At 73.4% G+C, this 14,287-nt stretch carries 14 protein-coding genes and 1 pseudogene; 6 read left to right on the top strand and 9 right to left on the bottom strand.

The genetic code is table 11. The features are described from left to right. Positions 1–201 precede the first annotated feature (201 nt). The gene (locus ACZ418_RS09125; protein WP_468359299.1) at positions 202–798 is read right to left on the bottom strand and encodes a TetR/AcrR family transcriptional regulator; all 597 of its coding nucleotides are present in this window, start codon (positions 796–798) and stop codon (positions 202–204) included. Here ACZ418_RS09125 and ACZ418_RS09120 point away from each other — a divergent pair. Continuing rightward, positions 691–1,779 (top strand): NAD(P)-dependent oxidoreductase, encoded by a 1,089-nt coding sequence (locus ACZ418_RS09120; protein ID WP_468359297.1) that lies wholly within the window; start codon positions 691–693, stop codon positions 1,777–1,779. The genes ACZ418_RS09125 and ACZ418_RS09120 overlap by 108 nt on opposite strands. Positions 1,780–1,795: 16 nt before the next feature. Here ACZ418_RS09120 and ACZ418_RS09115 read toward each other — a convergent pair whose 3' ends face one another. After that, complete coding sequence (locus ACZ418_RS09115) at positions 1,796–2,245, bottom strand: PPOX class F420-dependent oxidoreductase (protein WP_468359294.1); 450 nt, start codon at positions 2,243–2,245, stop codon at positions 1,796–1,798. Between the two features lie 89 nt (positions 2,246–2,334). Between ACZ418_RS09115 and ACZ418_RS09110 the strand changes: the two genes are divergently transcribed. The 3 genes from ACZ418_RS09110 to ACZ418_RS09100 all read left to right on the top strand — a co-directional run bounded on the left by ACZ418_RS09110 (position 2,335) and on the right by ACZ418_RS09100 (position 5,575). Then, the gene (locus tag ACZ418_RS09110; RefSeq protein ID WP_468359291.1) at positions 2,335–2,916 is read left to right on the top strand and encodes a TetR/AcrR family transcriptional regulator; all 582 of its coding nucleotides are present in this window, start codon (positions 2,335–2,337) and stop codon (positions 2,914–2,916) included. Beyond that, positions 2,913–4,289, top strand: coding sequence for an MFS transporter (locus ACZ418_RS09105; protein WP_468359288.1), 1,377 nt, complete (start codon positions 2,913–2,915; stop codon positions 4,287–4,289). Before ACZ418_RS09110 ends, ACZ418_RS09105 begins: the two co-directional genes overlap by 4 nt. 62 nt (positions 4,290–4,351) lie before the next feature. After that, positions 4,352–5,575, top strand: coding sequence for a serine hydrolase domain-containing protein (locus ACZ418_RS09100; RefSeq protein ID WP_468359285.1), 1,224 nt, complete (start codon positions 4,352–4,354; stop codon positions 5,573–5,575). Between the two features lie 54 nt (positions 5,576–5,629). Here the strand turns inward: ACZ418_RS09100 and ribA are convergent, their stop codons facing one another. Next, a complete protein-coding gene (ribA, locus tag ACZ418_RS09095) occupies positions 5,630–6,301 on the bottom strand; it encodes a GTP cyclohydrolase II (RefSeq protein WP_468359282.1) in 672 nt (223 codons plus the stop codon). A 38-nt stretch (positions 6,302–6,339) separates the two neighbouring features. On the opposite strand from ribA, the gene ACZ418_RS09090 reads away from it, so the two are divergent. Beyond that, positions 6,340–7,128, top strand: coding sequence for a creatininase family protein (locus tag ACZ418_RS09090; RefSeq protein ID WP_468360741.1), 789 nt, complete (start codon positions 6,340–6,342; stop codon positions 7,126–7,128). Between the two features lie 305 nt (positions 7,129–7,433). Here the strand turns inward: ACZ418_RS09090 and ACZ418_RS09085 are convergent. The 5 genes and pseudogenes from ACZ418_RS09085 to ACZ418_RS09065 form a co-directional block, all read right to left on the bottom strand. After that, positions 7,434–8,564 (bottom strand): annotated as a pseudogene (locus ACZ418_RS09085) (lysylphosphatidylglycerol synthase transmembrane domain-containing protein); the annotation flags it as partial. After that, complete coding sequence (locus ACZ418_RS09080; protein WP_468360740.1) at positions 8,561–9,586, bottom strand: class I SAM-dependent methyltransferase; 1,026 nt, start codon at positions 9,584–9,586, stop codon at positions 8,561–8,563. The pseudogene ACZ418_RS09085 and the gene ACZ418_RS09080, both read right to left, overlap by 4 nt. 332 nt (positions 9,587–9,918) lie before the next feature. After that, entirely contained in the window at positions 9,919–11,106 is a 1,188-nt protein-coding gene (locus tag ACZ418_RS09075; protein ID WP_468359279.1) for a glycosyltransferase family 4 protein, read from the bottom strand. Continuing rightward, positions 11,103–11,501: a 6-pyruvoyl trahydropterin synthase family protein gene (locus tag ACZ418_RS09070; protein ID WP_388627085.1), complete on the bottom strand. Its 399-nt coding sequence runs from the start codon at positions 11,499–11,501 to the stop codon at positions 11,103–11,105. The genes ACZ418_RS09075 and ACZ418_RS09070 overlap by 4 nt, the downstream gene beginning before the upstream one ends. A 111-nt stretch (positions 11,502–11,612) precedes the next feature. Next, positions 11,613–12,602 carry a zinc-dependent alcohol dehydrogenase gene (locus tag ACZ418_RS09065; protein ID WP_468359275.1) on the bottom strand — a complete coding sequence of 330 codons (990 nt, stop codon included), beginning with the start codon at positions 12,600–12,602 and terminating at the stop codon, positions 11,613–11,615. Between the two features lie 107 nt (positions 12,603–12,709). Here ACZ418_RS09065 and ACZ418_RS09060 point away from each other — a divergent pair, with 107 nt between their 5' ends. Then, on the top strand, positions 12,710–13,471 hold the full coding sequence (locus ACZ418_RS09060; RefSeq protein ID WP_468359272.1) for a CDP-alcohol phosphatidyltransferase family protein: 762 nt from the start codon (positions 12,710–12,712) through the stop codon (positions 13,469–13,471). 71 nt (positions 13,472–13,542) lie between these two features. Here the strand turns inward: ACZ418_RS09060 and ACZ418_RS09055 are convergent, their stop codons facing one another. Further along, positions 13,543–14,259 (bottom strand): YcnI family copper-binding membrane protein, encoded by a 717-nt coding sequence (locus ACZ418_RS09055; RefSeq protein ID WP_468359269.1) that lies wholly within the window; start codon positions 14,257–14,259, stop codon positions 13,543–13,545. Positions 14,260–14,287 lie beyond the last annotated feature (28 nt).

The raw sequence follows: 14,287 nt of genomic DNA, 5'->3' as shown, positions 1-14,287 counted from the left end.
CGACGTCACTGCCGCCCGGCCACGCCGACCGCACCCGCCCCAACTGGCTCAGCGTCCAGGCACGACCCGCCGCATCCGCCACGTGAGCTTCCCGCCGCAGCCACCGCGCCATCACCCTGACCGCCCACGACCCGCCACCCCGGCCGCGCTCGCCCGGACCGATGGCCACCGTCGTGCTCTCCAGCCAGTGGCCCCGTCGCGTCACCCCGGCGGGGACACCGCCGCGTCGAGCAACGGCCCGAGTTCCCGTACCGCCGTGGTCAAGGGACCGGCGTCCTGTTCGGCGCGGGCCATCAGGATCGCTCCCTCCAGGGTGCTGATCATCAGCGTGGCCAGGGATTCGGCGCGGGCCGCGGGGACGCCCATGCCGGTCAGGGCCTCGGCGAGCGGGGTCCGCCAGGTGGTGAACGCGGCGGCCACGGCCGCACGGGTCGAGCCGTCGGCCGAGGCGCAGTCGACGGTGGCGGCGGCGACCGGGCAGCCCGTGGCGAAGCCGTGCGCCGCGAACTCCTCGGTCCACTGCGCGACCATCGCCGCGAACAGTCCGCTCGGCGTCGGCTCCTCCAGCCCGGCGAGGAAGCGCGCGATGCGCTTGCCCGCATACCGGCCGGCCCAGCCGACCGCCTCGTTGACCAGCTGTTCCTTCCCGCCCGGGAAGTAGTGCTGGAGCGAGCCGCGCGGTGCGCCGGCGTGCGCGGCGACCTCCCGCATGCCGGTCGCGGTGACACCGTCACGCCGGATGAGCTGGGCCGCGCTGAAGACCATCCGCTCCCGCGGCCCGTGTGGTGCCTGGCTCATCGCCGACCTCCGATCCTCGCCGCCCCACTCTATGACCGCCGTCATAACGCCCGCTACTATGACAGCGGTCATAGTCGGCTGCCGCAGCGAAGGACGGTCCCCGTGAACGTCGGTTTCATCGGTCTCGGAGTGATGGGCCGGCCCATGGCACAGCGCCTGGTGTCCGCCGGCACTCCCCTGGTGGTCTGGAACCGGACCCCGGAGCGCACCACACCCCTGCGCGCGGCCGGGGCCACGGTCGCCGCGGACGCCGACGAGGTGTTCGCCGAGGCGGACGTGGTGCTGCTGATGCTCGCCGACGAGGCCGCCGTCGACGCGGTCCTCGGCCGGGGCACAGCCGCACTGGCGGCGCGGGTCGCCGGGCGCGTCGTGGTCCACATGGGCACCACGTCCCCCGAGTACTCCCACGCCCTGGAGACGGACATCCGGGCCGCCGGCGGCCGGTACGTCGAGGCACCCGTGTCGGGGTCACGGGTACCGGCGGAGGAGGGTCAGCTGGTGGCGATGCTCGCCGGGGAGCAGGACGCCGTGGACGCCGTACGGCCGCTGCTCGCGCCGCTGTGCCGGGAGACGTTCGTGTGCGGCCCGGCGCCGAGCGCGCTGCTGATGAAGCTGTCGGTGAACCTGTTCCTGATCGCCCAGGTGACCGGGCTGACCGAGGCGTTCCACTTCGCCGAGCGGCAGGGCCTGGACCGGCGGCTGTTCCTGGACGTCCTGGACGCGGGCCCCATGGCCAGCGGCGTCTCCCGGATGAAGGCGCCGAAGCTGTTCGACCGGGACTTCGCGGTGCAGGCGGCCGCGCTGGACGTCCTGAAGAACAACCGGCTCATCGCCGAGGCGGCCCGCAAGGCACACCTGGCCTCACCGCTCCTCGACGTGTGCCACACCCTGTTCGAGGAGACGGTGGCCCAGGGGTACGGTGGCGAGGACATGGTCGCCGTACTGCGAGCGATCGAGACACGGACCGCCACGGCGTCGTAGCCGGGAACCGGGCGGGTCAGCGCTTCGGGACACCGTACGCCCGGTCGACGTGCAGCCGCACCACCAGTCGGCGGTCGCGGACCATCGCCGCCCGGTAGTCGTCCCAGTCCGGGTGTTCGCCCTGCACGTCCCGGTAGAGGCGGATCAGTTCCTCGACGGTGTCGTCGTGCGGGTCCCGGGCGACCGGGGAGAGTTCCGCCGTGCCCTCGGCGACGGTGAACGCCCAGCGGTCGGCGCTGGTGACGTGGTAGGAGGCGCGCGGGTCGCGGCGCAGATTGCGGGTCTTCGCGCGGTCGTCGGTGACGGAGATCCGGATGACGCGCTCGTCGGGGTAGTAGGCGTGGTTGACGTTGGACAGCTGGGGGCGGCCGTCGCGCTTGAGGGTGACCAGGACGCCGGCGTCGCCTTCGGCGAGCAGTTCGAGCAGCGCGTCCTGCGTGGGGGCCGGGGTGGAGTCTTCGCTCATGGCAGGGTCAACTCACCGGAGGGGTCCCCGCATTCCCGCGATCGACCCATCGGTAGACAGTGTCTACGTGCACCTGGTAGACACTGCCCATGACTGAGTCCGACATGGGGTTGCGGGAGCGTCTGGTCGACGTCGGCGTGGAGCTGCTGGCCGTCGAGGGGCTGCAGGCGCTGACCCTGCGGGAGATCGCCCGGCGCGCCGGCGTCTCGCACGGGGCCCCGCGCCGCCACTTCCCCACCCACCTTGAGCTGCTGTCGGCCATCGCGCGCCGGGGCTTCGCCGACCTGGCCGAGCGGGTGCGCGTGACGCCCGCACCCGGCTCCGCCGGCCCGCGCACACAGGTGGCGGCGCTGGCGCGGACGTATCTGGAGTTCGCGCTCGCCAACCCCGGCATGTATGAGCTGATGTTCCGTCACGACCTGCTGGAGAGCGGACATCTGGGACTGCGGGAGACGAGCCTTCCCCTGTTCCGCGTGCTCGCCGGGCGCGTCGGCGAGGTCCGGCCCGGGGCCGATGCCCGGCGGGTCGCGGGCGCCCTGTGGGCCAATCTGCACGGGATCGCCCAGCTGTGGCGCTGGCGCAGTCTCCAACTCGCCATCGCTGAGGACGACTTCGGGCCCCTGCTCGATGCGGTGCTGCTGGCCCATCTGGGCCCGGAGGACGGCCGGTGAACCGGCGGTGGACGCTGGCGAGCAGTGTGGCGGGTGCGGTGGTCGTGGCGCTGGACGGTACGGTCCTGACGGTCGCGCAGCCCCGTCTGCAAGGGGAGTTGGGGGCGTCGTACGCCGAGGTGCAGTGGACCAGCACCGCGTACCTCGTCGCCGTGGCCAGTCTGCTGGTGTTCGCGGGGCGGCTCGGTGACCGGTACGGGCAGCAGCGGCTGTTCGCGCTCGGCATGCTGGGGTTCGGGGCGGCGTCGGCGGCGATCGGTGGCGCGCCCGGCGTGGGGTGGGTGATCGGACTGCGGGCGGTGCAGGGGGTGTTCGGGGCGCTGCTGCAGCCGGCCACGCTGGGCATGCTGCGGGCCGCGTACCCGCCGGACCGGCTCGCGCAGCCCCTCGCGGTGCGTACCGCCGCGATCGGGCTGGCGGCGGCAGCGGGCCCGCTGGTGGGCGGGGCGCTGGTGACCGGTCTGGGCTGGCGGGCGGTGTTCTTCGTCAATGTGCTGCCCGCGCTCGTCTTCGGCCTGCCGGCGCTGCTGCGACCGCAGCGGCCCGCCGCGGGCTCCGGGACTCCGCTGGACGTGCCGGGTGCCGTGCTGCTCGCGGTGACCCTCTGCTGTCTGGTGCACTCGCTGACCGCGCGGCCCGCCTCCGGGGCGGGACTCGCCGTCGCCGCGGTCACCGCCGCCGTCCTCGTGCGGCACGAACGGCGCACGGCGAGCCCGCTGCTGCCACCCGCGGTCATCGGCTCGCGGGCGGTCGGGGCGGCGCTCGGCGTGCTGGTGGTCGTGTCCGCGGCCGTGTTCGGCACCCTCTTCGTCGCCACCTATGTGCTGCAACGCCGCCTGGGCCTCGACCCGTTGGACAGCTCCCTGTGCAGTCTGCCGCTCGCGGTGCTGATGGTGGCGTCCGCCGCGCTGTGCCCGCTGCTGCTGCGCCGGTTCGGGGCGCGCGGTACGACGGCGGGGGCGACGGCGCTCCTTGCCCTCGGTGTCCTCGTGCTGTCCGAAGCCGGCTCCACGCCTGCGCTCGGCTGTGCGTTCGCCCTGCTGGGCGCGGGCTTCGGGACGGTGATGGTGGCGGCCACCCAGGTGGTCGTACGACGGGCGGAGGTGGCGGTGGCCGGAGTCGCCGGCGGGCTGCAGCAGACGGCGCTGAACGTCGGCCCGGCCATCGGAGTGGCCACGGCGACCGCGCTCATGGGCTCCGGGACCGCGACCGCCCTGCTCACTCTCGCCTGCGTCGCGGCGCTCGGCGTGCCCTTGACCCGTGCGCTGCCGGGGGCCGACGGCGACGGACCACGGCTCGGGACCGATGGCGTCGCGTCGATCACAAACACCGCTGATGAACGGGTCCATGGTGGTGTTCCTGGGCGACGATGAGGACCGGGTGCGTCCCGGCGGGCAGCCGGGTGCATCGCGTTGCAGGCGACGGGAGGACAGCGATGGCACGGCTGCGGCAGGAAGTCGACCCGGGCGAGGCGGGGCTGGACGTCAAGGCGCTGGAGCGCCTGGACCGGCAGGTCGCGCGCTACGTCGACGAGGGGCGGCTGCCCGGCTTTCTGGTGGCCCTCTCGCGTGGCGGCCGGGTCGCCCACCTCACCGCGTACGGCCGGCGCGATGTCGCGGCCGGGCTGCCGGTCGAGGCGGACACGCTGTGGCGGATCTACTCCATGACCAAGCCGGTCACCGCGGTCGCGGTGCTGCTGCTGGTGGAGGAGGGCAGGCTGTCCCTGGACGACCCGCTGGAACGTCATCTGCCGGTGTTCGCCAACCCTCGTGTGTACGACGGCGGTTCGGGCGCCGAGATGCGCACCCGCCCGGCCGCCGGCCCGATCCTGATCCGGCATCTGCTCACCCACACCGCCGGCCTGACCTTCGGTTTCTACTACAAGCACCCCGTCGACGCGCTCTACCGGGAGTCCGGCCTGGAGTACTCGGTGCCGCCGGGTGCCGATCTGCCGGAGACGGTGGAGGTGTACGCGCGGATGCCGTTGCAGTTCGACCCGGGCACGCAGTGGAACTACTCGGTCGCTTCGAACGTGCTGGGCCGGGTCGTGGAGGTGGTGTCCGGGCAGCCGCTGGACGCGTTCTTCGCCGAGCGGATCCTGCGCCCGCTCGGCATGACCGACACCGGCTTCCACATCGAGCCCGAACAGGCGGTCAGACTCGCCGAGTTGTACGGGGAGACCGAAGAAGGCGGCATCGAGCCGGTGCCGGGGCTGCCGGTGCACGGCCGGCCGAGGTTCCTGTCCGGCAGCGGCGGCCTGGTCTCGTCGGCGTACGACTTCCATCGGTTCATGGAGATGCTGCGCCGGGGCGGCGAACTGGACGGCGTACGGCTGCTGTCCGCGGACGGCGTCGGCATGATGACCCGCAACCAGCTGGCCGGCGGCGCGACGTTGCGCTCCTTCGGCGCCCCCGCCCACCAGGAGCCCGGCAACGACGGGCTCGGCTTCGGCTTCAACGTCTCGGTGGTGACCGACCCGTCCCGCACCCTGGCCCCCTCCAGCCTCGGCACGTACGGCTGGACCGGCGCCGCCACGACCGCCTTCTGGGTCGATCCGGCCCATGAGTTGACGGTCCAGTTCATGACGCAGGTACGCCCGAAGACGCTGAAGATCTTCCCGGAGCTGCGGCGGCTGGTGCACGAGGCGCTGACGGACTGACCGCGGGGCGCCCACCGCCCGTGGGGGAGGCGGCGGACGCCGCAGCGGCCGGCTTCAGGAGCCGTGGGCGACGGCGTCCAGATGGGGCAGGATGTGGTCCAGCCGCTCCCGCTTGGTGCGCAGATACGTGATGTTGCTCTCGCACGGCTCGATCAGCAGCGGCACCTGCTCGGCGACCTGGATGCCGTGCCGGACCAGCGCCTCCCGCTTGCGCGGGTTGTTCGACATCAGACGGACCGAGCGCACCCCGAGGTCGTGCAGGATCTGAGCCGCGATGCCGTAGTCGCGGGCGTCGACGGGCAGGCCGAGCGCGAGGTTCGCCTCCACCGTGTCCAGGCCCTCCGCCTGCAGGGCCATCGCGCGCAGCTTGGCGAGCAGTCCGATGCCGCGGCCCTCGTGGCCCCTCAAGTAGACGACGATCCCGCTGCCTTCGGCGACGACGGCACGCAGCGCGGACGCCAGCTGGTCGCCGCACTCGCAGTGCCGGGAGCCGAACGCGTCCCCGGTCAGGCATTCGGAGTGCAGCCGGGTCAGCACGTTCTCGGTGCCGATGTCCCCGTACACCAGGGCCACTTGTTCCTCACCGCGGTCGTGGTCCAGGTAGCCGATCGCCTGGAATTTCCCGTACACGGTGGGCAGCGGTGCATTCACGATGCGTTCCGCGCCCGAACGCCGCGGGGACTTCTTGCCGAGTACGCCCATGTTGACGCCGGAGTTTTCTGTCATGATCTGATTCCTAAGCAGAGACGAAAGGCCGTGAAATGATGAGTGGTTCGGGCGCGCGTGCGGCGGCAGGTGGGGAGACAAACGGCGTGGCGTACGGCGTGCTGCCGACGGACACCACCGAAACGGTACGGACGCGGGGGGCGGGCGTTTCAGCACAGGTCGCCGTCCTTCCCGTGGGCAGTTTCGAACAGCACGGTCCGTTCCTTCCGCTGGCGACCGACACGCTCGTCGCCTGCGCCGTGGCGCGGGAGATCGCCGCCGCGTACCCGGTGCACCTCCTTCCTCCGGTGACGGTCTCCTGCTCGCACGAGCACGCGGACTGGCCGGGGACCGTCAGCATCTCCGCCGTGACCCTCCATGCGGTGGTCTCGGACATCGCGGCGTCGCTGCGCCGCTCGGGTGTCGACACGCTCGTCGTGGTCAATGGGCACGGCGGCAACTACGTTCTGGGCAACGTCGTACAGGAGGCCTCCGCGCGCGGTGAGCGGATGGCGTTGTTCCCGGCCGCCGAGGACTGGGAGTCGGCGCGGGAACGGGCGGGGGTCCGCACCTCGCTGCTCACCGACATGCACGCGGGGGAAATCGAGACCTCGATTCTGCTGCATGCTCATCCCGAATTCGTCCGCCCTGGTTACGAGTCCGCCGATTTCACCGCTGACGACCGCCGTCAGCTGCTCACCGTGGGAATGTCCGCCTATACCGAATCGGGCGTCATCGGCCGTCCTTCCCTGGGTTCGGCGGAAAAGGGGAAGGAACTGCTGGCGAGCCTGGCGGAGTCCTTCGCGTCATATTTCGCATTGCTCACGTCCGGGGCGGGGCGCGGGTAGTTCCTCGGGGGCGCAGTGTGCTGTCCGGGCGCGGTCTCCTGTCCGGACGCAGGGTCGTGCGCGGGCGCGGGGTGCTGCGCGGGCCGCGGACCGTCCGGCGCGGAGACCGGGGCGTGGTCCGTCGGTTCGGGTGCGGCCTGGTCCGTGTCGGCGGGGTCCGTCTTGGCAGGGTCCGTCGTGACCTGGTCCGCCGTGGCGGGGTCGGCGCGCAGGCCGGCGTACCAGCGCACGGCGAGGACGACGGCACCGGGCAGGCTCGCCACGAAGCTCAGCACGCCGTACACGACGGCGACGGCGACTCCGGTGCTCGCGCCGAGCCCCGCCGCGCCGAACGCCCAGGCGGTGACGCCCTCGCGGGGCCCGAAACCGCCGACGTTCAGCGGCAGCCCCATGGCGACCAGGGCGAGGACCGCGAGCGGCACCAGCTGCACGACGGAGGCGGCGGAGCCGGCGACCCGGGCCGCCACGACGAACATCGCCACGTGCCCGGCCAGGACAACGGCCGAGGACAGCGCGATGCCCGGCCCGCCCCGGCGGGAGAACAGGCCCTGGCGCGCCTCGCCGAGGGCGGTGCGCAGACCACCGGCCCGGCGGGCGGACGCGCGGTTCATCCGCACGGCCAGGGCGACGGCGAGGGCGCCGGCCAACCCCAGGGCGACCAGCGGGGCGAAGTCGCGGGCCTCGGCGCGCACCGGGGACGGCAGCGTCGGCAGCACCGCAGCGGCGAGCACGGCCAGCGCGATCTGCCCGGCGACGCGTTCCAGTACCACGGCCTTCACCCCGCGCCGCAGATCGCCTGCGCTCTGTCCGTGCCGGACCGCCCGGTGCACATCGCCGAGGATCCCGCCCGGCAGCGCGGCGTTCAGGAACAGCGCCCGGTAGTAGTCGGCGACGGCGGGGCCCAGCGGGAGCCGGATGCGCAGACCTCGGGCCACCAACTGCCAGCGCCAGGCACTGAGCACGGTGGTCACCACGCCGATGCCCAGCGCGGCCAGCACCGTCACGGCGTCGATCCGCCGCAGTCCGTCGACGAGCACGCCCGTACCCAGCCGCCACAACAGGGCCCCGAGGATGACCGCACCGGCGGCGGTGCCGAAGTGCGTCCGCAGCGCGCGGAAGCGGGGGCGCCGGGGGGCGGGGGCCTGCGGGGGTTGCGAGGGCTCGGGGGTGGATTCGGCGGCCGGCGGTTCGGAGGGCGAGGACGACGGCGACTCCGGGTGCGGGGACGGCCGTTCCGGAATCCCCGTCCCGGTCCCGGTTCGGGTCCCGCGGGCAGCCTGCGCCCTGCCCCCACCCGGCACGCGCGCGTGAAGGGCGCCGGCACCGTACACGCACGCATCGGCCGGACCGCCGTCCTGCCCACGCGCGTGACCCCACTCCGGATCGTGCACGCGTGCGTGCGCCGTGCCGGAGGGCGTCACCGACCGCGAGTTCATGACGCGCCGCCCGTCGGCCGGGGCAGGGCCAGCAGGTCACTGTGGTGGACCACCACCCGCAGCTCACCGGCCGCGCAGGCGGCGAGCCGGTCCCGCAGATACCGCTCGGCGCTCTCGTGCAGTTCGGGCCGTTGTTCCACGGCCGCACCCACCCAGCCGCGCAGCCACTGTTCGGTCAGCGACGACTCCTCGGGGCCGAGTCGCCAAGGGCTCGGGTGCACGCGTACGGCGGCCCCGCGCGCGGCGAACGCCTCGCAGGCCACCGTGACCGCGTCCGGGCCGAGCAGCCCGGCGCGCCGCTGATGGGCGTTGAACGCCTCGGCGATCTCCGCGTCCAGTGGGTCGGCGGGGGTGAGTTCGACGCGCCCGGCGACCGACAGGGTGAGCAGCGCGGGGCAGCCGGCCCCGGCGCAGGCGTCGACGAGGGTGACGATCTCCTCGCGGGTGAGCACGTCGAGCAGCGCGGAGGCGGTGACCAGCGCGGCCCCGGCCAGCGCGTCCGGCGTCAACCGGGCGACGTCGCCGCGCCGGGTCTCGACGGTGACGCTGCTGCCGTCGGCGGCGGAGCGCGGCGAGCCCACGGCGGCGAAGTGCAACAGGTAGGGGTCGCGGTCGTGCAGGACCCAGTGCTGGGCGCCGTCCAGGCGGGGCGCGAGCCAGCGGCTCATGGAGCCGGTGCCGCAGCCCAGGTCGTGCACGGCGAACGCGCCGGTGCGGCCCGGCAGGTTCGCCAGCCGGATCCGCAAGGGGTCCAGCAGGTCCTGTGCGCGGGCGACCGCGTCGGCCCCTTCCCGCAGCCTGAGCCATTCGGGCGCGTACCGGGGCGGTTCCTCGGATTCGCCGTGCCGCAGCCGTACGGTGGCCCGTTCACCGGGCCGGCCGACGGGCCCGGCCCCGGCGACGACCGAGACGTCCGCGCCACGTTCCCCGTGTTCGGCGGCACCGTCGAACTGCCCGGCACCGCCCGCTGCCCTCTGAGACCCCCGGTCCGTCCCAGCCCCGGCCCCGGCGTCTCGACCCAGAGCCCCTACACCGTCCGCTGCCGTCCCCGTGGCCACAGCGTCCCTCCCGGATCCGGCCCCCGCACCACCCGCCGCCGTTCCCCGCGGCACAGGGCGCCCCCCGGACAACGCCTCTCGGCCCGGGGCCCCGTTGGCGTCCGCCGCACCGGCGCCGCCCCCCTCCCCCGTACCGGACGCGTCCGACGCCACGCCGGCCGGGACGCCGGCCTCCTCGTGGCCGGCCTCGCGCGCCGGGTTGCCCTCGCCCTCGGCCCTCCGCACCGGCCCCACCTCCTTCGGTCCGGCCTGGGCCGGGATCGACGCCATGGCGTTCGTCGTGGTCTCCTGCGCGGTCATGCCGCCCTCCTCGGAGCTTCGGGCAGCCGTGCGAGGACTCCGGCCAGGCTGCGGGCGGTGGTGGCCCAGCCGTCGAGCGCGGCGCGGCGGCCGCGGGCGGCGGACTTGAGCCGGCGGCGTACGTCGGGCTCGCCGAACCAGCCGCGCAGTTCGGCGGCGAGTGCGGCGGGGTCCTCCGGTGGGACGAGGATGCCGGGTACGCCGCCGTCGGGGGCCCGGCCGACGGCCTCCGGCAGTCCGCCCACGTCGGTGGCGAGCACCGGGATGCCGCGGGCCAGGGCCTCGGTGACCGCCATGCCGTAGGTCTCGGCGTAGGAGGTGAGGACCATCAGGTCGGCGGCGGCGTAACTGGCGTCGAGGTCCGCGCCGGAGCGCGGGCCGGTCAGGTGCAGCCGGTCCGCGAGACCGTACTTGGCGATGGTTTCGCGCAACTGTGCGACGTACGCGCGGTCGTGGCCGAGTCCGCCGACCAGCTCGCAGGTCCACGGCAGGTCCCGTACCGCCGCGAGGGCCGCCACGAGCCGGTGCTGGCCCTTGCGCGGGGTGACGGCGGCCACGCACAGCAGCCGGGAGACGCCGTCGGTGCCGGGTGCCAGGGGCGCGATGTCGGCGCCGGGCGCGGCGACATGCACCCGTTCGGGGGCGAGTCCGTGATGGGAGACGAGCCGCCGTACCGCCCAGTCACTGGTGGCGATGACGGCGGGCGCGGCACGCAGCACGGCGCGTTCGCGGGCGTCGAGGTCGGCGGCGACGGCCGGGGCGAGGCCCGTCTCGTCGCCGAGCGGGAGGTGGACGAGCACGGCGAGGCGGAGCCGGTCGGCGTGCGGGGTGACGATCTCCGGGACGCCGCAGGCGACGATCCCGTCCAGCAGCACCACCGCGTCGTCCGGCAGGTCCTTCAGGGTGCGGGCGAGGTGGTCGCGGGCGCCCTGGTCGGGGCGCGGCCAAGTGCCGGGCGCGGTGTGCCGGGTGACCTGCCAGCCGAAGCCGGGCAGGTCCAGGCAGACCCGGCGGTCGTAGGCGTTGCCGCCGCTGGGCGCGGCCGGGTCGTCGATGCCGCCCGGCAGGACGAAGTGCACAGTGCGCAGGGACATGGGGATGATTCCGGCCTTCTCGACGGCAACGGCGGTGAGCTGCGCCGGGACGTAGGAGAGCCGTGACCGCTCCGTGGTCGCCCCGGTCACAGGCCACGCTCGTAACTGGCCCAGGCGATGTGCGACTCGTGCAGGGTGACGGAGATGCCCGCAAGGCCTTTCGCGCCCTCGCCGAGGGCGCCCTTGTGGACGCGTTCGGCGAGCCGGTCGGCGATGACCTTGGCGAGGAACTCCGTGGAGGTGTTGACGCCGGCGAAGTCGGGTTCGTCGTCGAGGTTGCGGTAGTTCAGCTCGGCGGTGATGAGGCGCAGTTCCTGTGTGGCCAGGCCGATGTCGACCACGATGTTGTCCTCGTCCAGCTGCTCGCGGCGGAAGGTGGCGTCCACCAGGAACGTGGCGCCGTGCAGTCGCTGTGCGGGCCCGAACACCTCGCCGCGGAAGCTGTGGGCGATCATGATGTGATCGCGGACGGTGATGCTGAACAACGGACGACCCTCCAGGTACGACGCGTCTGGCCCCCCTGTCCTTACCCGCCGGGGGATGCCGTGTAGTACGGCTCTTCGGTTCCCCGTGTTCAGCCCTCTCTCACTCTTTTCTCAGGTCAGGCCCGTCTCGGCGTACCGGATCCGGTGGCACAGAGCGGGGATCTCGCCCGAGGCGAGCCTCGGCATGACGTCCGGGAGTTGTTCAAAAGCGCTCTCCCCGGTGATGAGCGCGTCCAGCGCCGGGTCGGTGAGCAGGTCGAGGGCGAGCGCCATCCGTTCGGCGTAACCGCGGCCGGCGCGGGCGGCCGGGGAGACGGTGCCGACCTGGCTGCTGCGCACGGTGAGCCGACGGGAGTGGAAGGCCTCGCCGAGCGGCAGCGCGACGCGCCGGTCGCCGTACCAGCTCAGTTCCACCACCGTACCCTCGGCGGCGAGGAGTTGCAGCGCGCGGGTGAGGCCGGCCTCGGTGGCGCTGGCGTGCACGACGAGGTCGCAGTCGCCGAGGGCGCCGTCGGGCGTCGCGAAGTCCACGCCCAGCGCCTCGGCGGTCCTGGCGCGTTCCGGGTCGGCGTCGACGAGCTGCAGCCGCACGCCGGGGAAGCGGGCCAGCAGGGCGGCCACCGAGCAGCCGACCATGCCGCCGCCGACCACCGCGATCCGGTCGCCGATCAGCGGCGCCGCGTCCCACAGCGCGTTCACGGCGGTCTCCACGGTCCCCGCGAGCACGGCCCGCTCGGCGGGCACCCCCTCCGGCACGACGGTCACGGCGTTCACCGGAACGGCGTAACGGCTCTGGTGCGGATACAGGCAGAAGACCGTACGCCCGATCAACTCGGCCGGCCCCTCCTCCACCTCGCCGACGCTGAGGTAGCCGTACTTCACCGGGCCCGGGAATTCGCCCTCCTGGAACGGCGCCCGCATCGCCGCGTGTTGGCTCTCCGGCACCGCTCCACGGAACACGAGCGTCTCCGTGCCACGGCTCACCCCGGAGTACAGGGCGCGCACCACGACCTCGTCCTCGGCGGGCTCCGCGAGGGTGATGTCGCGCAGCTCGCCGTGGCCCGGTGAGCGCAGCCAGAACGCGCGGGCCGAGCGGTTCATCGGCATCCTCCTGAACAGTAGGGAAGTTGTTCACGTACCGAGAAGTGCACAGGCCGCGCACAGTACGCGGCGTTGATCGACTCTGTCACTCGGCCGGAGGGTGTGCGGTGGCCCTGAACAACACGTATGACGCCAGGCCCCAGCAGGAGACGGCGGTGGGAGCGGGCATACAGCTCCTGCTGCTGGCCCTGCTCGGAACGGCGATAGGCATGGGGCCGGTCGGCTGGCTGACGGGGCTGGCGTTCGCGTTCGCCACCTGGGCGGTGCTGGCACGCGCTCTGCACCGCTCCTGCCTGCGGTCCTTCGGCCCCGCCAACCGTGTCACGCTCGGCCGGGCGACCCTGGTGGGCGGAGTGACCGCCCTGGTCGCCGACTCCTTCGAGAGCGCGCCGCCGGTCACTCTGCTGGTGGGCCTGACCGCGGTCGCCCTGCTCCTGGACGGCGTCGACGGCAAGGTGGCCCGCCGCACCGGGACGTCGACCGCGCTGGGCGCGCGCTTCGACATGGAGGTCGACGCGTTCCTGATCCTGGTCCTGAGCGTGTACGTGTCCACGCAACTCGGCCCGTGGGTGCTGCTGATCGGCGGCATGCGCTACGCCTTCGTCGCCGCGGCCCGGATCGCCCCCTGGCTGAACGCCCCGCTGCCGCCGTCCCTCGCCCGTAAGACCGTCGCCGCGGTCCAGGGCATCGCCCTGCTCCTGGCCGGCGCCGAGCTCCTGCCCCACCTGGCGAACCTCGCGGTCGTACTCGTCGCCTTGGGCTCACTGCTGTGGTCCTTCGGCCGGGACGTGCGGTGGCTGTGGCGCACCTCGCGCATCTCCGTGGAGGCGGCGGCCGGGGGGAAGGTGTTGGAGCTGGTGGGGCGCTGAGCGACGGCCCCTGGCATCGGGAAGGGCCCGGACCGGTTGCCGGTCCGGGCCCTTCCTCGTGTTCTGGCTGGTTACGACCGCGCGCTCCGGCTCCGTACGAGCGCGAACGCGGCGGCCGCGAGGCCGAGGACACCGACGACCAGTCCGGCGACGCCGAGCCCGCGGGCCGTGGAGTCGCTCGCGTCGGCGGCCTTGGCACCGGTGGCAGCGGTGGCGGTCTTGGCGGACGCCGGAGCGCCGCTCGCGTCACCGGCCGTCAGCTTCAGCACCGGCGCCGGGTTCTCCGGCTCGTCTCCGCCGGTCGGCTCCTCGATCCAGCGCGCGACCTTGCCGTCGGAGTAGGTCTGCAGGGTCTTGAAAACCAACTGCCCGGTGTCGTCCGGAAGCTGACCGAAGGCGACGCTGAAGTCCTCGTACTGCCCTGCGCCGATCTTCCCGCCGCTGAAGGTGATCTCGGAGGCGGCCTCGGTGATGGTGCCGTCGTCGGTCTTGACGGGCGTCTTGAGCCTGGTGGTGGTGACCTTGGCGGTCCAGCCGTCCTGCGGGTGCACGAGCACGCCGAGCACGGGGTGGTCGGTGGGCAGGAAGACCTGCACCTTGGTGGTGAAGGCCCTGTCCTCCTCGTTGGGGACGCGGAAGGTCAGCACGCCGTCGGTGGCTCCCTTGGCGTTGTTGTCGGAATGGACGGTGACATGCGCGGCGGCGGCACCGGCGGCGAGCAGGACGGTCGTGGCGGCGAGGGCGGCGACGGTGCCGGCGCGGCGCGCGGTGAGATGTGATGCGGACATGGACATGGGTGAGTCGATCTCCGTACGG

This window comes from Streptomyces sp. NPDC030820 (assembly GCF_055572075.1).
This window is presented reverse-complemented; position numbering and strand designations above follow the sequence as displayed.